We start from the raw sequence: 16,650 nt of genomic DNA on the forward strand, positions 1-16,650 counted from the left end.
CCTGGGGGCGCGTGGGCGTCTAAACCGCGGGGGGCCGCGCCACCGGGGGGTTGGGGGGGGCCGGCGGTCTGGTGGTTGACGTGAGGTTGCCGCTGGCAAGCAGCTAGCCCATGTCGCCGCTCACTGCGTCTCATGCAGCGGCTGGGGGCGCCATTTCGCCAGGCGATCCTCGACCATGGTCATCAGATATTCGGCGCCGAGCGCCACCACCATGACGATGACGATGGCGGCATACATGCCGGCAGCGTCGAAGGATCCCTTGGCGATATTGATCAGCAGGCCGATGCCATAGCGCGAGCCGACGAATTCGCCGACGATCGCACCGATGATGGCAAAGCCGAAGCTGACATGCAGGCTGGCGAAGATCCAGCTCATCGCCGAAGGGACGATCACCGAGCGCGTCAACTGCCAGTTGGAAGCCCCGAGGATACGGGCATTGGCAATCATTGCCCTGTCGGCCTCCCGCACGCCCTGGAATGCATTGTGGAAGACAACAAAGAAAACCATGACGAAGGCAAGCGCCACTTTCGAAGCGAGGCCAAGGCCGAGGATCATGATGAAGATCGGCGCCAGAACCACGCGAGGGATGGAATTGATCACCTTGATGTAGATGGAGAAAATGTCTGCGGCCATCCGGTTGCGACCGAGCGCGACACCGATGATGATGCCAGCTACCGAACCGGTCACGAAGCCAATGACCGACTCCTCCATGGTAACATAGAGATGATACCACAGCGGCCCCTCGGATGTTCCTTCCGTCGTCCATTCATAGAGCCGCTGCGCGATCGCGCTCGGCATCGCGTAGAAGAACGGATCGATCCACGCCAGGCGCGCGGCAATCTCCCACAGGCCGAGAAAGGCGACCAGTATGGCGACCCGCCAGAATATGACGGTGCGGCGGCGGCGCTGCGATGCTTTTGCCGCGGCCGCTTCGATTTCCGCGTCGGAAGTGCCAGGCTTGAAAGCGCCCGCTCTGATGTCGATTGCGGCATCGGTCATGGCTTTCCTCCTCAGGCTGCCGCGCGTGCATAGCTGGTCTCGACCTCTTCCTTGAGGTCGGCCCAGATGGTGCGCGAGTAATCGATGAAGCTTTGTTCGTAACGGATGTCGGCGACGACGCGTGGGCGCGGCAGGTCGATCGTGTAGACCGACTTCACGGTGGCCGGCCCGGCGGTCAGGACATAGACCTTGTCGGCCAAGGCAATCGCCTCTTCCAGGTCATGGGTTACGAAGACCACGGAAGCCCTTGCTTCGGACCAAAGGCGCAGCAGTTCCTCATGCATCAGCACGCGGGTCTGCACGTCAAGCGCTGAAAACGGCTCGTCCATGAGCAGGATCTCCGGACCGTTTATGAAAGTCTGCGCCAACGCCACACGCTTGCGCATACCGCCTGAAAGCTGGTGCGGATAATGCTGCTCGAAACGCGACAGCCCGACGCGCGCCAGCCAGTCGCGCGCCGCGGCCGTGGCTTCGGACTTGGCCTTGCCGCGAAAGAGCGGACCAGCCATCACGTTGTCGATCACGGTTCGCCACGGAAACAGGGCATCGCTTTGGAAAACAAAGCCGATGCGCGGGTCTATACCCTTGACCGGTGCGCCCATGACACGAACCTCGCCGGCACTTGGGCTTGCCAGCCCCGTGACGAGATTGAGTGTGGTGGATTTTCCGCAGCCGGTCGGGCCGACAACGGCGACGAATTCGCCGCGCTGTACGGTCATGGTGAAGTCGCGCAGTGCCGTCAGCGATTTGCCGGTGGGTGAAAGGAAACGCCGACTGACGTTGATCAGCTCGATAGCCGGTGCATTTTTTTCAATAGCCATGGTGGAACTCCTGGATAAGAGCAGACGCCCGCCGTCGGCCCCAAGGTCGCCGGAGGTGAAAACTGAGGGCAGCCGGCCCCGGTCGGCTGGTCGTTCATCGCGCCGGTACTGTCTGCTACTTGGCGTTCTTGACGAATTCCGAGGTGTAGGTCTTGGCAAGGTCGATCTGCTTGCCCTGCAGTTCCTTCTTGAAGGCTGAAAGAACCGTCAGCACTGTCTCAGGTCCACCCTCGGGCATGATCCCGTCGGGGGTGAACATCGCCTTGCCGGCATCGAGGGCCTTCACATAGCCTTCCTTGTCGCCGACATAATAGTCCTTCGGCATCTTGTCGGCGATCTCGGCGCCGCTATGCGAATTGATGAACTTCTGCGTCTTGACGAAAGCATTGGCCAGCTTCTGCACGATGTCCTTGTGCGCTTCGACCCAATCTGTCTGCATATAGAGTGAGGCGGCCGGGTAGGTGCCGCCGAGAGCAGCCTTGGTACCTTCTATCGTGCGCATGTCGATGAGAACGGACGCTTCGCCTGTCTTCAGCAGCCGCGTGATCGTCGGCTCGGTCGTCATGCCCGCCTGGATCTTGTCCTGCTGCATGGCGGCAATGAAGGTGTTGCCGGCGCCGACCGGAACCGAGGTGAATTCGCCGAGCTTCAAACCGTTCTTGACGGCAAGATATTCCGTAAGAAAATTCGTCGATGAGCCTAGACCGGTCACGCCCAGGCTCATGCCCTTGAAGTCGGCGGGCGACTTGATCTCGGGATGCTTGGTCGAAACGAGCTCGACCTCGCCCGGCGCCTGGCTGAACTGGACGATGGATTCGACGAATTTGCCCTTGGCCTGCAGATCGATGCAGTGATCATAAAAGCCGACAACTCCTTGCACGGCACCGGCAAGCATCTCGTTTTCGGCGTCGACCCCGGCCGGCTCATTCAGCAACTCGACGTCGAGACCCTCGTCCTTGAAGTAACCGAGTGCTTCGGTCAGTTTGGCTGGCAGGTAAATCTGCTTCTCGTAGCCGCCGACCATGATGGAAACTTTGTCGGCAGCGTGTACGGACGGCGCTGACAAGGCCATGGTGGCGACGAGTGCGGTTGTGGCGGCTGAATCGAGCAGAATTCGCGCGAGCGACATGGCCTCTTCCCTTTGTTCGTTTCCCGCGCCCCTCTCTCTCCCATCGCTTTTGCGCGACAATATGGGGGCGCCGGACAAGAGTTATGGCACCAACCTTTCATCCAGCTTTCAGGGTAAAGCCGAAAATGACGGCAAGGCTTGCGGATCGGCAAGCCGCGGCCGGCGGACAATAGCGGCGGCGTGAAAATGCACGCCGTGCCAAGTTCAGCGATTAAATCCCAGCACGTCGCGCATATCGTATTCGCCGGGCTTGCGTCCCGGCAGCCAAAGTGCCGCGGCGATGGCGCCACGAGCGAACATGATGCGGTCGCCGGCAGCGTGCGACACGGTAACAAGCTCGCCTTCGGCACAGAAGGTGACGCTGTGTTCGCCGACGATGCTGCCGCCGCGAGCCACCGCAAAACCGATCTCGCCGGCCGGCCGCGCGCCGGTGACGCCGTCGCGGGCGCGCCTTGCGACCGCGTCCAGTTCGACGCCGCGTCCACCGGCGACGGCTTGTCCCAGCATCAGCGCGGTGCCCGACGGCGCATCAATCTTGTGGCGATGATGCGCCTCGAAGATCTCGGCGTCCCAATCTTCGGGGGCGAGCGCTCTCGCCGCCCGCTCGACCAACCCGACCAGCATGTTGAGCCCGAGCGAAAAACTGCCGGAGCGGACGATGGGAACCGCTTTCGCGGCATCGGCTATATCAGCCAGTTCGGCGGCATCGAAACCGGTCGAGCCGATCACCAAAGCGGGGCCGCCCCGGTTTGCGCAAACCCTCGCCAGATCGGCGGAGCCCGCCGGCGTGGTGAAATCGATCACCACATCGGCCACGGCGAGCGCCTCGTCGCGGCTCACCAGCCGGTCGCCGACACTGCCCGGGCGATGGAAGCGGGCGGCAAGCGCCAGCCGCGGATCGGCCAGAACGGCCTCGGCCATCTGCCGCCCCATGCGGCCCCGCGCCCCGGCGATGGCGATCCTGATCGACGGCTGCACCATGGTTTCAGCTATTTCCACATGCCGCGCATGCGCGCGCCGATATCGACGCGCACGTCCGGCCGGGGCGCCCTGCCCTGTGCCGCCTGTGCGCCCGGCCACGACATCTGCTGGAACGCGGCGAGAATCGAGGCCGGGATAAAGCGCGTGCGCGAGGCATAGAGATGGCGATCGCCGCGCGCGGCCTGGCCATGGGGAAAGAAGCGCTGCGGCATGACGAGGTTGAGGCTGTCCTTGGCCCGCGTCATCGCCACATAGAGCAGCCGGCGCTCCTCCTCGATATCTTCCTTGGTGCCGACGCCGAGATCGGCCGGGATGCAGCCATCGACGGTGTTGAGCACGAAGACGTTCTTCCACTCCTGGCCCTTGGCCGAGTGGATGGTCGAAAGGATCAGATAGTCCTCGTCACGATGCGGCGGTCCAGCCTGGTCGCTGGTTGCATCAGGCGGATCGAGCGTGAGCTCGGTCAGGAAGCGCTCGCGCGAGGCGTAGCCCGAGCCGATCTGCTCGAGTTGCAACAGGTCGGCGCGGCGTGTGATGGCATCCTCATGGATGCGTTCCAGATGTGGTTCGTACCAGAGCCTGACCTGTTCGAGATCGGCTGGCCATTTGGCGCCGGCCCGCAGGCCGGAATAGAGCGAGACGAAACCGGGCCAGTCGTCCGCCGCGCGCTGCGGCGGCCGCCATCCGGCCAAGCCCATCGCTTCATCCAGCGCTGTCGTCATCGTCTCGACGATCTGCGCGGCAGCCGAAGGGCCGATACCCGGCATCAGCTGCAGAACGCGAAAGCCGGCGACGCGGTCACGCGGGTTTTCGGCAAAGCGCAGCACAGCCAGCACATCCTTGACATGGGCGGCATCGAGGAATTTCAGGCCACCGAACTTGACGAAGGGAATGTTGCGCCGCGTCAGCTCGATCTCCAGCGGCCCGCTGTGGTGCGAGGCGCGAAACAGCACCGCCTGCGATTTCAGTGCCGTACCGGCCTCGCGCTCGGCGAGGATGGTATCGCAGACGAAGTTGGCCTGCTCGACCTCGTCGCGGACGCTGACCAGCCTTGGCTTGTCTGATGATTTGCGCTCCGACCAAAGGTTCTTGGTGAAGCGCTCCGAGGCCTCGCCGATCACCGCATTGGCGGCGGCCAGAATGGTTTCCGTCGAGCGGTAATTGCGCTCCAGCATCACCACATCGGCGGCCTGCGCGAACTGTTTTGGAAAATCGAGGATGTTGCGCACCTCGGCGGCGCGGAACGAATAGATCGACTGCGCATCGTCTCCGACCACCGTCAGCCCGGCGCCGTCGGGTTTCAGTGCCATCAGGATCGAAGCCTGCAGGCGGTTGGTGTCCTGGTATTCGTCGACCAGAACATGGTCGAAACGCCCGCCCAGATGCGCCGCTATGTCCGGCTCGGCCGCCATCTGCGCCCAGTAGAGCAGCAGATCGTCATAGTCGAGCACGTTCTGCGCCTGCTTGGCCTCGACATAGCCGGCGAACAACTGCTTCAACTGCTCGGCCCAGCCGGCGCACCAGGGGAAGGCCGACCCCAGCACTTCGCCGAGCGGCGCCTGCGCGTTGACGGCGCGCGAATAGATGGCAAGGCAGGTGCCCTTGGTCGGAAAGCGCGCTTCCGTTTTCGAGAAGCCGAGTTCGTGGCGCACCAGATTCATCAGGTCGGCGGAATCCTCGCGATCATGGATGGTGAAGGCCGGGTCGAGGCCGATCTCCAGCGCATAGTCGCGCAACAGCCGGGCGCCGATGCCGTGAAAAGTGCCGGCCCAGGTCAGCGCATCGGTGATCACCGCGGCGTCGCGGCCGAGCACCTCGCCGGCAATACGTTCGACACGTTTCGCCATTTCGGATGCGGCGCGCCGCGAAAAGGTCATCAGCAAGATACGGCGCGGGTCGGCACCCCTGACGATGAGATGAGCGACGCGATGCGCCAGCGTGTTGGTCTTGCCCGAGCCGGCGCCGGCAATGACCAGCAACGGCCCGGCGATCTTGCCGTCACCATGCTCGACGGCCTGGCGCTGGGCATCGTTCAGCCGCGCGAGATAGGCGGGCTGGGCAGTCGATTCCACAAAGGTCGAATCATGAGCGGCGAGGTTCATCGCCCATCAAGCATCGTTTCCGCTTTGTTCGCAACATAGAAGCTTTGCGACGGCCCCTTGGTCTTGGCGCAACTCTCAAGGGAAAGCGCTACGCTTTTCCAGGGAAAACCGCTTCACACTTTTCCTGGAATTGCTCTACCGCCGGGGATCGACACCCATGGCCGCCGATTGGCGGCGCAGAGCTTCGCGGTCACTTCTCGGCGCGGGCAGCAACAGGGGATCGATGTCGCCGGGCACGTCATCGATCATCTTGCGCGCGAGGCGGTATGCGAGAAAGGCAAAAGTACCTGCCAGAAGCAAACGGATCATGCCGCGGTCTCCTCTGATGAGGGTCAACCGGAAACATGACGGTTTGTTCCATCGCGCCAAGTTCGCAACCAAACCGATGGCGGGTCGTTGAAAGCAAGGAGGCGATAGCGATGAAGAAGCTAGGATTAGCCCTTGTCCTGGTCGCTTTGGCTGTCTCGGCCTGCGACAACAAATTGCCACCGACCAAGGCTCCTGGTGCCGAACAAAGCTCCTATGCCAGCAATCCTGTCATGAACACGGAGAGTGTTGGGCAACTGAGATGATCCAGTGCACTGAGGACCCGTCGAAACCTCATTGCATTGCCGCGATGCATTCTTCGAGCCGCTCGAGGCGGAACTTGGCATTGCGCAATTCGTGCCCGGCGTCCTGTTGCAGCTGACGGCCTCGGGCCGGGAATGCCATTGTAAGGTTTCTTTCGAGTTCGGCGATGCGCGCACGCACCTGCCGCGCCTCGTCCTGACGCAACGCCCTTATCCAGTTCCGCCCGCGCATTGGCCTTCCCGCAACAGCCAAGGACCAGCGTCTTCCATGCCAGAAAGACGCTAACGCCCTGCAAGTGCGAATATTCTAAATTTAATGAATGCTAATTTACCAGGCGGTCGGCACGGGAAGAAGGCCGGCGCCGCTTGGGAGGAGAAGGCGCCGGCCAAGCGGATAAATCAGGTCCGCCGCACCACACAGCCTAGCTGAGTCTTGCCGCTGCGTCATGTGGGGTAGCGGATTTCGGCCTTTTCCAGGCGTTTTCCACCGGCAAAGGCGTGCCGAAGGGGGGCTGCGGCCGGTCAAATTCCGAGCCGTTGCCTGGCGATGGCGGCATGAAAACTGGCGCCGAAGACCAGCCCGTCATCATTGAAGTCATAGCTGGAATTGTGGAGCGGCGCCGAGGCCTCGCCATTGCCGAGGAACACGAAGCAGCCCGGCACGTGATCGAGGAATCGGGCAAAATCCTCCGACGCCGTCATCGGCTCGCGGGCAACCGCGACATTGCCGGGATCGAAGACTTTCTTGGCAGCGGCGAAGGCCGCCTCGACCAGTTCGGCATCATTGTGCAAAGGCACGAATTCTCTGGTGTAGTTGACCTCGGCGGCAATGTTGTAGGCGGCCGCGGTGCCCTCGGCGATGGTGCGCATCTGGCGTTCGATCGCCGCGCTGACCTCGGGGCGAAAACTGCGCGTATCGCCGAGGATGCGGGCAAGACCAGGCAGCGCATTGCGGGTGCCATCGGTGATCAGTTCGGTCACCGAAACCACCGCTATGTCGGCCGGGCTCAGGCGGCGCGAAACGATGGTCTGCAGATTGGTGACCAGCGCACAGGCGGCGACCAGCGTTTCGTTGCCCGAATGCGGCCGCGCCGCGTGGCCGCCGAACCCCCTGAGCACGATCTCGAAATTATCCTCTGCCGACATGACAGGGCCGGCACGGGTCTCGAAATGCCCGACGGGAAGGCCAGGCATGTTGTGCAGGCCAAAGATCTCGTCGAAGGGAAAGCGCTGCATCAGGCCGTCGTCGAGCATGGCCAGCGCGCCCCTGCCCCACTCCTCGGCCGGCTGGAAGATGAAGCGCACGGTGCCGTCGAAACCACCCTCACCCGCCAGCAGCTTTGCCGCGCCAAGCAGCATGGCGGTGTGGCCGTCATGGCCGCAGGCGTGCATGACGCCGGGATTGCCGGAGCGGTAGGGCGCGCTCGATTGCTCCGATATGCGCAGCGCATCCATGTCGGCGCGCAACGCAATGGCACGGTTGCCGGTGCCGCGCTTCAAAGTGCCGACGACGCCGGTGCCGCCGACACCCTCGGCGACATCGTCCAGGCCGAATTCCCGCAGCTTGGCCGCGACGAAGGCCGCAGTGCGTTTCTCCTCGAAGCCGAATTCGGGGTGCGCGTGCAGGTCGCGCCGCCAATTGATCATCTCTCGCTTCAGCGTTTCTGGATCGAGTTCAGCCATTTTGTTCAGCCCTTGAGCGCGGCGAGTTCAGCGACGACATCAAGCAGGATGTTGGCACCGGCAACAAGCTCGGCATCCTCGGTGTATTCATGCGGGCTGTGGCTGATGCCTCCGGCGCTCGGCACGAAGATCATCGCCGCCGGCGCCATGCGCGCTATCATCTGCGCGTCATGGCCGGCGCCCGAGGTCATTCGCCGCGAGGCAAGCCCGCGCTTCCTGGCGGCAGCCTCGATCAATTCGACGACCTGCCCGTCGAAGACAACCGGCTCGAAGCGGGCCAGCCGCTCGACCGACACGGTGATGCCCTCGGCGGCGAGCTGTTCGAGAAAGGCGGCCAGCGACGCCTCCTGTGCTTGCAGGCGCTGCTCGTCGGGATCGCGCAGGTCGACGGTGAAGACGGCGCGCGATGGGATGACGTTGATGGCATTCGGCTCGAATCGCATCGTGCCGACGGTGGCAACGGTCGGCGCGTTGGAGGCCGCTGCAAGGTCATGCAGGAAGGTGACCACGCGTGCCGCGGCATATCCGGCGTCGCAGCGCATCGACATCGGCGTGGTGCCGGCATGGTTGGCGACGCCATCGAGGGTGATGCGCTGCCAGGAGATGCCTTGCAGGGTCTCCACCGCGCCGATCGGAATGCCTTCGCGCTCCAGGAGCGGTCCCTGTTCAATGTGCAGTTCGACATAGAGGTGCGGCTTGAGAAAGCCGGGTTCGCGTTCCCCCGCATAGCCGATACGGGCGAGTTCCTGCCCGAGCGTGCTGCCGTCGGTGCCGACAGCGGCGAGCGCCGCCTCGACATCGACGCCGCCGGCATGGACCAGCGAGCCCATCATGTCGGGGGAGAAGCGCACGCCCTCCTCATTGGTGAAGGCCGCGACGGCGAGCGGGCGCGCCGGCGGGAAACCCGACGCCTTCAGCGTCTCGATCACCTCCAGCCCGGCAAGCACGCCGTAGCAGCCATCATAGATGCCGGCGTCGATGACTGTATCGATGTGCGAGCCGATGAGCAGCGGCGCTTCGCCCGCATTGCCGGCACTTTGCCAGATGCCGAAAATGTTGCCAATGCGGTCGATAGCGACATCGAGCCCGGCCTGCCGCAGCCAGCCGAGGAAGAGGTCGCGGCCCTGTCTGTCGGTGTCGGAGGCCGCGAGCCGGGTCAGCCTGCCCTCGCCGTCGCGGCCAACGGCGCCGAGTTCGCGGATACGGCCAACCAGGCGCTGTGCATCGACAGCAATCATGCTGTTGCCTCGGCAGCGAGCTTGCCGGCCAGCACCTCGGCCGGGCTCAAGCCGACCAGTTCGGCATAGCGATGCGGGTCGGTGGCGCCTTCGGTGTTGACCACCAGCACGCGGGATTTGCCGTCGAGGCCTAGATCGGCCCTGTTTTCGGCCATCGCCCGGACCAGTCCGGCAAGACCGACGCCGCCGCTCTCGCCGGCGACGATCACCGGATCGCTGCCGGCAGGCCGGGCCAGCCGCCGCATGACCGCGACGGCGTCGTCCTCGTCCACGGTCATGAAGGCATCGGCGACGCGCGCCAGCACGCGCCAGGCGACCTGAGAGGCCTCATAGCATTCAAGCATGGCCATGACCGTCGGCTGGTCGTGCGCCACCTTGACCACATGCCCTGCCCGGGCAGCCGCGACAACGCAGGCCGCGCGCGCCGGCTCGACGACGGTGAAGGTCGGCCTGGCGTCGCCGAGCACGATGGCGAGATGGCCGGCCACCGCCGCGGCAATGCCGCCAACGCCGGCCTGGACGAAGACATGGGTTGGCGGTTCGCCGAGTTGGCGCAGCGCTTCGCGCACGATCGCCGTATAGCCCTGCATGACCAGGCCGGGGATGCGCTCATAACCGGGCCACGACGTATCCGACACCACGCTCCAGCCCTTCTCGGCCGCGACCTGCGCCGCTTGCCTGACCGAATCGTCATAATTGCCATCGACGCGAACCATCTCGGCGCCGTAGCGGGCTATGGCAGCAATGCGCCCGTCGCTGACGCCGGCATGGACAAAGATCACGGCCCTGGCGCCAGCAAGCTCGGCGCCTTGCGCGACCGAGCGGCCGTGATTGCCGTCGGTGGCGCAGGCAAATGTCATCTTCGCGGCGACCGAGCGAACATCGGCACGATCGAGATCCTCGATATCGACGGGGCGGCCAAGGCGCTTGCCGGCCTCTTCCAGCACCAGGCGGAAAACAGCATAGGCGCCGCCCAGCGCCTTGAAGCTGCCCAGGCCGAGACGAAAGCCCTCATCCTTGACATGCAGCGCAGCGAGGCCAAGTTCGCCCGCCAGCGTCGGCAGCGCGTGCAGCGGCGTCATCGCGTGATTGTCACGATGGGCGAGAAAGCGCTCGACCGTGTCCGCGCCCGCGATCCCGAGGGTTTCGGCATCGGTCGCATCAAGCGGCTCACCGTGCAAGGCATTGCGATTGGGCAGGAACACTGGGCGCCTCCTTGGCAGTCAGCGACAACATATTGCAGGACAGGCGCAAAGAGCGCTGTAATTAGGCCTGCGAAATGCAAGTTTGTTTCACCGGGATGCCGCCCGTTGCCTCCATCATCGCCCTCACTCGACAGTTTCGATCTCGCCATCCTTGCCATCCTGCAGCGAGACAACACGACACCGCAGCGGCTGATCGGCGAAGCGGTGAACCTGTCGGCACCGGCCGTGCAGCGCCGCATCAAGCGCATGGAGCAGGCGGGCGTCATTGCAAGCAATGTCGCGATCATCGAACCCGCGGCGGTCGGCCAGCCCATCACCATCTTCGTCGAGGTGGAGCTGGAGAGCGAGCGCACCGAGCTTATCGACGCGGCCAAGCGGCAATTCTCGCAAACGCCCGAAGTGCAGCAATGCTATTACGTCACCGGCGAGGCCGACTTCATCCTCGTCATCACCGTGGCCGACATGGGCGCCTATGAGGCGCTGACGCGAAAGCTGTTCTTCGGCAGCAACAATGTCCGGAAATTCCGCACCTTCGTGGCCATGGACCGCGTCAAGGTCGGGCTGACCGTGCCGTTGCCGGGTTGAGCTTGCCGGCGGGCAGGGTCCAGTCCGTCCCGCCATGCTTTTGACATTCTCAGGACGCGAATTGAGCTGGGAGGCGCGCTTGGACGACACCACGACAGTAGCGATCATCGGTGCCGGGCCGGCGGGCCTGGCAGTCGCCGCATGCCTGCGGCAGGCGGGCGTCGACTTCATCATCATCGAAAAAGAGCAGCAGGCCGCGCCTGCCTGGCGGCGCCATTACGAGCGCGTCCACCTGCATACGACCAAGCGCTATTCGTCGCTGCCCTTCGTGCCCTTCCCCAAACACTATCCGCGTTATGTGCCGCGTGCGCTCTTCGTCGACTATCTCGATGCCTACGCGCAACGCTTCGACCTCAAGCCCCGCTTTGGAGAAACGGTGAAGGCGGTCACCCGGGACGGTCGCGGCTGGCGTGTGGACGCGCTATCCAGGCCGTTGCGCGCCAAACATGTGGTGATCGCGTCAGGTTACAATGCCGAGCCCTTGCGGCCTGGATTTGCCGGTATCGATACCTTCACGGGCAAGACATTGCACAGCGCGGACTATCGCAATGCCAGGCCTTTCGCCGGTCAGTCGGTGCTGGTCATCGGCATGGGCAACACCGGTGCGGAGATTGCGCTCGATCTGGCGGAAAACGGCGCACGGCCGACGATTTCCGTGCGCGGCGGCGTTCATATCGTGCCGCGCGAACTGTTCGGCGTGCCCATCCAGATGGTCGGCATGGCCGCGCGCCTGGGGCCGCAGCGCTTCAACGATGTTCTTTTCCCGGTCATTCTCGACCTGGCGCTGGGCAGGCTGGAAAAATACGGGCTCAAACGGCCGGGACAGGGACTGCTGGAGCAGATTGCGATTGCATCGCGCATTCCGGTGATCGATGTGGGCACCATCGGCAAGATCCGCGAAGGCGCGATCAAGGTCGCGCCCGATATCGCCGAGATTTCGGAACGCGGCGCCCGTTTCGCCGACGGCAAACACGGCGAATTCGACGCGATCATCTTCGCCACCGGTTACCGGCCGGGCTATGCCAGATTTCTCGAGCCCGGCATCCAGCCGGACCGCAGTGGAGTGACCCCCAAAGCTTCGGATCTCGGCCTCTACCTCATCGGTTTCCACAATGCAGTCACCGGATTGCTGCGCGAGATCGGGATCGAGGCCCAGGCGATCGCCGACGACATAAGGCACCGGCTGAACAGGACGAAGGCGGCCGAGATCTTGCCGGTGTGATGGGCTCGCGGACGACCTGGTTCCGCCCCGCTCAATCCGCCTTGCGCAGCCAGACCTTGTTGTCGTGGAAGGCAGCACCGCCATAGGGCGCGGGTGCATCGGCGCCTGTCAGCACGTTGATGCCCTCGCCGCGCTCATGCGCGCTGTTCGGCCAGATGCCTTCGGCTATCACCACGCCGCGCTTGATGCCGTCGAAGAATTTGGCATGCAGCACCAGCTCGCCGCGCCGGTTGCCGACCTCGACACGGTCTCCGTCGGCAAGCCCAAGGTCCGCCGCGTCGTCGGGATGCAGGAGGAGTGCCGGCCTGCCTTCCTTTTCCTTCGACACCGGCGTTTCGGCAAAGGTCGAGTTGAGGAAGTTGCGTGCCGGCGAGGTCGTCAGCCGGAATGGATGCGCTTCGTCGGCCACTTCGATCAGGTCGACATGGTCGGGAAACTCAGGCAGCCGTTCCACCGGTCCGAACAGGCCCATGCTCTTCGGCGGCCGGTTGGGAGCCGCCTGGCCGGTCCAGTCGGCGCGGAAGCGGAATTTACCATCCGCATGGCCAAACCCGTTGATAAAATGCGCGGCCTCGAAATCCGGCTGCAGATCGACCCATTTCTGCTCTTTCAAGCTGTCGAAACTGCCCAGCCCACGCTTGCCGAGAATGATGTCGATATGCTGCTGTTCGGTCAGGCCGAAACCCGGGCGGTCTGCGACCCCCAGGCGCGCGGCCAGTTGCTCGATGACGAAATGGTTGGTGCGCGGCCCTTCCGGCGGCTCGATCAGCTTGGGACCGAGCGTGATGTGCTGGTTGCCGCCGCCCTTGTAGACGTCGTCATGTTCGAGAAACATCGTCGCCGGCAGCACGACATCGGCCAGCCTGGCGGTGTCGGTCATGAACTGCTCGTGCACGCAAGTGAACAGGTCGTCGCGCAGAAAGCCCTGCCTTACCAGCCGCTGCTCCGGCGCGACATTCACCGGGTTGGTGTTCTGGATCAGCATCGCCGTCACCGGCGGCCCGCCGTAGAGCGCGTCGCCGGCGCCGGTCAGCACCGGGCCGATGCGCGAATGGTCGAGATGGCGGATCGAGGGATCGCGCATCCTGGTGCCTTCCAGCACCTCCTGGTTAAGCTTGAAGATGCCGGAATTCGAATGGAAGGCGCCGCCGCCCTCATACTGCCAGCTGCCCGTGACCGCGGCGATGCAGGAGGCGGCATGCATGTTGACGGCGCCGTTGCGCTGGCGGGCGAAGCCGTAGCCGAGACGGAAATAGGTTTTCTTGGTCGTGCCAACGAGGCGGGCAAAGGCCTCGATCTCGGTGACCGACAGGCCCGTGATCTCGGCCGCCCATTCAGGGGATCGTGTCCGAAGATGCGCCTCCAGCCCCTTCGGGTCGTCGGTGTATTTTTCGAGATAGGCGCGGTCGGCCAGGCCTTCCCTGAACAGCACATGCATGACCGCGCAGGCCAGCGCGCCGTCGGTACCGGGCTTCAGCACAAGGCCCATGTCGGCCTGCTTCATCGTCGCGTTTTCATAGACGTCGACGACGACGATCTTAGCGCCGCGTTCCTTGCGCGCCTTGATGGCATGGGTCATCACATTGACCTGCGTGACCACGGCATTGGTGCCCCAGATCACCACGCAGTCGGATTTCGCCATTTCGCGCGGGTCGGGCCCACGCAGGGCGCCCGCCCCCATCATCCAGCCGGTCCAGGCGAGATTGGTGCAGATCGACCCGAAGAAGCCCGAATATTTCTTGGCGTGACGCAGCCGGTCGATGCCGTCGCGCTGCACCAGCCCCATCGTGCCGGCATAGAAATAGGGCCAGACCGTCTCCGAGCCGTATTTGTCTTCGGCCGCGATGAACTTTTCGGCGACGAGGTCGAGCGCCGCCTCCCAGCTCGCTTCCTGCCAGACGCCGTCGCCTTTGGCGCCGGCGCGGATCAGCGGCTTCAGCAAGCGGTCGGGGTGGTGGACGCGGTCGGCATAGCGCGCGACCTTGGCGCAGACGACGCCGGATGTGTAGCTGTTGGCCTTGGCGCCATGGACACGGCCGATGCGGTTGCCGTCGAGCAACTCGACCTCGAGCGCGCAGGTGGACGGGCAATCATGCGGACAGGCCGAATGGCCGATGCGGAGCTTGGCGTGCTGGTTCATGACGCATGTCTAGCGAGTTTCGCACGTGGCGTGTAGGGCCAGATAGCGCCCTTCCTTCTCTCCCAAACGAAAGAACGCTCCCCCTACTCCGCCGTGCCTTCCTCATACTCGGCCGACATGGTCAGCCATTTTTCTTCGTGGCCGGCCAGCGTCTGGGCGAGTTGCGAGCGCTCCTTGGCCAGGCGCGTCGCCGTCGAGGGATCCTTTTCATAGATCGCCGGATTGGCCAGTTCGTCCTCGATGCCGTCGATGCGTTTGCGGAGGCGGTCCATCAGCGCTTCTGTGGCGCGGATTTCCTTGGCCAGCGGTTCGAAGGCGGCACGGCGCGCCGCCGCATCGCGGCGGCGGTCGGCTTTTGACGCCTTGTCGGCCTCGCGCTTGCCGCGGCGGTCGCCGGACACGCCGGTGACCAGCGTCTTGTAGTCCTCCAGGTCGCCATCATAGGCGTTGACCGCGCCATCCTTGACCAGCCACAGCCGATCCGCGGTCGCCTCAAGCAAATGGCGGTCGTGCGAGATCAGGATGACGGCCCCGGGAAATTCGTTCAGCGCATGGATCAGCGATTCACGGCTGTCGATGTCGAGATGGTTGGTCGGTTCGTCGAGAATGAACAGGTTCGGCCCCTCGAAGGCCGACAGGCCCATCAAAAGGCGCGCCTTCTCGCCACCGGACAGGTCCTTGGCGGGCGTATTCATCTTCTCGGTCGTCAGACCGAACTGGGCGACGCGGCCGCGCACCTTGGATTCCGGCGCCTCGGGCATCAGCCGGCGGACATGCTCATAGGCGTTTTCGTCCGGACGCAGATCGTCGAGCTGGTGCTGGGCGAAGATCGCCACCTTCAGCCCGGGCGCCACCGTCATGGTCCCGCTCTCCTGCTTGAGGCGGCCCGACAGCAGCTTGGCGAAGGTCGACTTGCCGTTGCCGTTGGCGCCAAGCAGCGCGATGCGGTCGTCGGCGTCGATGCGCAACGTCATCTTCTTCAGGATCGGCTGGCCTTCGGTGTAGCCGACATTGACGTTGTTCAGCGCCACGATCGGCGATGCCACAGTCTTCACCGGTTCGGGGAAAGAGAACGGCCGCACCGAATCGTTCACGATCGCCGCGATCGGCTTCATCTTTTCCAGGGCCTTGATGCGTGACTGCGCCTGTCTGGCCTTGGACGCCTTGGCGCGGAACCGCTCGACGAAGGATTCCATGTGCTTGCGGGCGGCCTCCTGTTTGACGCGGCCCTTTTCCTGCAATTCCTTCTGCTCGGTGTATTGGCGCTCGAACTGATCGTAGCCGCCGCGCCAGAAGGTCAGCTTCTTCTGGTCGAGATGAACGATCGAGTTGACGGCACGGTTGAGCAGGTCGCGGTCGTGCGAAATCAGCAGAACCGTGTGCGGGTATTTCGACACGTAATTTTCCAGCCACAGCGTGCCTTCGAGGTCGAGATAGTTGGTCGGCTCGTCGAGCAGCAGCAGATCAGGCTCTGAAAACAGCACGGCGGCCAACGCCACGCGCATGCGCCAGCCGCCGGAGAAGGACGAGGCCGGCCGGCGCTGCGCTGCGTCATCGAAGCCGAGGCCGGCGAGGATGGTGGCCGCGCGGGACTCGGCCGAATGCGCGTCGATGTCGGCCAGCCGCATGTGAATATCGGCGATGCGGTGCGGATCGGCCGCGGTCTTTTCCTCTTCGAGCAGCGCCGTGCGTTCGAGGTCGGCCTTGAGCACGATCTCGATCAGCGGCTCCTCGGTTCCCGGCGCTTCCTGCGCCACCTGGCCGATGCGCGTGTTCTTCGGCAGGCTGATCGAACCGGTCTCGGAGGGAAAATCGCCGGTGATGGCCTTGAACAGCGTCGTCTTGCCGGTGCCGTTGCGGCCGACAAGGCCGGCCTTGGTGCCGGCCGGCAAGGTCAGCGAGGCATGGTCGAGAAGCAGGCGCCCGGCCATGCGGAGCGAAAGGTCGTTGATGATCAGCATGGCCGCGCTTTTGCA

Annotated in this window: 14 protein-coding genes; 2 read left to right on the forward strand and 12 right to left on the reverse strand. The window is 64.1% G+C overall.

Features of this window, described 5'->3' with window-relative positions:
* Window positions 1–120: 120 nt before the first annotated feature.
* The 10 genes from FJV80_RS26570 to FJV80_RS26610 form a co-directional block, all read right to left on the reverse strand.
* Window positions 121–999 (reverse strand): ABC transporter permease, encoded by an 879-nt coding sequence (locus FJV80_RS26570; protein ID WP_019857360.1) that lies wholly within the window; start codon window positions 997–999, stop codon window positions 121–123.
* Window positions 1,000–1,010: 11 nt separating this feature from the next.
* The gene (locus FJV80_RS26575) at window positions 1,011–1,820 is read right to left on the reverse strand and encodes an ABC transporter ATP-binding protein (RefSeq protein WP_095770632.1); all 810 of its coding nucleotides are present in this window, start codon (window positions 1,818–1,820) and stop codon (window positions 1,011–1,013) included.
* A 115-nt stretch (window positions 1,821–1,935) separates the two neighbouring features.
* Window positions 1,936–2,949 (reverse strand): ABC transporter substrate-binding protein, encoded by a 1,014-nt coding sequence (locus FJV80_RS26580; protein WP_095770922.1) that lies wholly within the window; start codon window positions 2,947–2,949, stop codon window positions 1,936–1,938.
* A gap of 204 nt (window positions 2,950–3,153) precedes the next feature.
* On the reverse strand, window positions 3,154–3,930 hold the full coding sequence (gene dapB, locus FJV80_RS26585; protein WP_142877885.1) for a 4-hydroxy-tetrahydrodipicolinate reductase: 777 nt from the start codon (window positions 3,928–3,930) through the stop codon (window positions 3,154–3,156).
* 8 nt (window positions 3,931–3,938) lie between these two features.
* A complete protein-coding gene (locus FJV80_RS26590) occupies window positions 3,939–6,032 on the reverse strand; it encodes an ATP-dependent helicase (protein ID WP_142877853.1) in 2,094 nt (697 codons plus the stop codon).
* A gap of 135 nt (window positions 6,033–6,167) precedes the next feature.
* Window positions 6,168–6,341: a hypothetical protein gene (locus tag FJV80_RS34690; protein WP_095788308.1), complete on the reverse strand. Its 174-nt coding sequence runs from the start codon at window positions 6,339–6,341 to the stop codon at window positions 6,168–6,170.
* Between the two features lie 291 nt (window positions 6,342–6,632).
* Window positions 6,633–6,806, reverse strand: coding sequence for a hypothetical protein (locus tag FJV80_RS26595; protein ID WP_245437719.1), 174 nt, complete (start codon window positions 6,804–6,806; stop codon window positions 6,633–6,635).
* Between the two features lie 317 nt (window positions 6,807–7,123).
* Window positions 7,124–8,284 (reverse strand): M20 aminoacylase family protein, encoded by a 1,161-nt coding sequence (locus tag FJV80_RS26600; protein WP_142877854.1) that lies wholly within the window; start codon window positions 8,282–8,284, stop codon window positions 7,124–7,126.
* Window positions 8,285–8,289: 5 nt separating this feature from the next.
* Window positions 8,290–9,522, reverse strand: a complete 1,233-nt coding sequence (locus tag FJV80_RS26605; RefSeq protein WP_095770638.1) for a Zn-dependent hydrolase — start codon at window positions 9,520–9,522, stop codon at window positions 8,290–8,292.
* A complete protein-coding gene (locus FJV80_RS26610; protein WP_142877855.1) occupies window positions 9,519–10,727 on the reverse strand; it encodes a diaminopropionate ammonia-lyase in 1,209 nt (402 codons plus the stop codon). The genes FJV80_RS26605 and FJV80_RS26610 overlap by 4 nt, the downstream gene beginning before the upstream one ends.
* Window positions 10,728–10,832: 105 nt before the next feature.
* Here FJV80_RS26610 and FJV80_RS26615 point away from each other — a divergent pair, with 105 nt between their 5' ends.
* Both FJV80_RS26615 and FJV80_RS26620 read left to right on the forward strand, forming a co-directional pair.
* On the forward strand, window positions 10,833–11,312 hold the full coding sequence (locus FJV80_RS26615; protein ID WP_142877856.1) for an Lrp/AsnC family transcriptional regulator: 480 nt from the start codon (window positions 10,833–10,835) through the stop codon (window positions 11,310–11,312).
* A 34-nt stretch (window positions 11,313–11,346) separates the two neighbouring features.
* A complete protein-coding gene (locus FJV80_RS26620) occupies window positions 11,347–12,534 on the forward strand; it encodes an NAD(P)/FAD-dependent oxidoreductase (RefSeq protein ID WP_185975271.1) in 1,188 nt (395 codons plus the stop codon).
* Between the two features lie 31 nt (window positions 12,535–12,565).
* Here FJV80_RS26620 and FJV80_RS26625 read toward each other — a convergent pair whose 3' ends face one another.
* Both FJV80_RS26625 and FJV80_RS26630 read right to left on the reverse strand, forming a co-directional pair.
* Window positions 12,566–14,674 carry a molybdopterin oxidoreductase family protein gene (locus FJV80_RS26625; protein ID WP_142877858.1) on the reverse strand — a complete coding sequence of 703 codons (2,109 nt, stop codon included), beginning with the start codon at window positions 14,672–14,674 and terminating at the stop codon, window positions 12,566–12,568.
* A gap of 83 nt (window positions 14,675–14,757) precedes the next feature.
* Window positions 14,758–16,635, reverse strand: coding sequence for an ABC-F family ATP-binding cassette domain-containing protein (locus FJV80_RS26630; RefSeq protein ID WP_095788304.1), 1,878 nt, complete (start codon window positions 16,633–16,635; stop codon window positions 14,758–14,760).
* Window positions 16,636–16,650: the final 15 nt, after the last annotated feature.

This window comes from Mesorhizobium sp. WSM4310 (assembly GCF_007003935.1).
Lineage (GTDB): Bacteria > Pseudomonadota > Alphaproteobacteria > Rhizobiales > Rhizobiaceae > Mesorhizobium.

Bases quoted from the DNA above. Each gene is read 5' to 3' on its own strand.
- FJV80_RS26570 (WP_019857360.1), bottom strand. From the start codon at position 999: ATGACCGATGCCGCAATCGACATCAGAGCGGGCGCTTTCAAGCCTGGC.
- FJV80_RS26575 (WP_095770632.1), bottom strand. From the start codon at position 1,820: ATGGCTATTGAAAAAAATGCACCGGCTATCGAGCTGATCAACGTCAGT.
- FJV80_RS26580 (WP_095770922.1), bottom strand. From the start codon at position 2,949: ATGTCGCTCGCGCGAATTCTGCTCGATTCAGCCGCCACAACCGCACTC.
- dapB (WP_142877885.1), bottom strand. From the start codon at position 3,930: ATGGTGCAGCCGTCGATCAGGATCGCCATCGCCGGGGCGCGGGGCCGC.
- FJV80_RS26590 (WP_142877853.1), bottom strand. From the start codon at position 6,032: ATGAACCTCGCCGCTCATGATTCGACCTTTGTGGAATCGACTGCCCAG.
- FJV80_RS34690 (WP_095788308.1), bottom strand. From the start codon at position 6,341: ATGATCCGTTTGCTTCTGGCAGGTACTTTTGCCTTTCTCGCATACCGC.
- FJV80_RS26600 (WP_142877854.1), bottom strand. From the start codon at position 8,284: ATGGCTGAACTCGATCCAGAAACGCTGAAGCGAGAGATGATCAATTGG.
- FJV80_RS26605 (WP_095770638.1), bottom strand. From the start codon at position 9,522: ATGATTGCTGTCGATGCACAGCGCCTGGTTGGCCGTATCCGCGAACTC.
- FJV80_RS26620 (WP_185975271.1), top strand. From the start codon at position 11,347: ATGCTTTTGACATTCTCAGGACGCGAATTGAGCTGGGAGGCGCGCTTG.
- FJV80_RS26625 (WP_142877858.1), bottom strand. From the start codon at position 14,674: ATGAACCAGCACGCCAAGCTCCGCATCGGCCATTCGGCCTGTCCGCAT.
- FJV80_RS26630 (WP_095788304.1), bottom strand. From the start codon at position 16,635: ATGCTGATCATCAACGACCTTTCGCTCCGCATGGCCGGGCGCCTGCTT.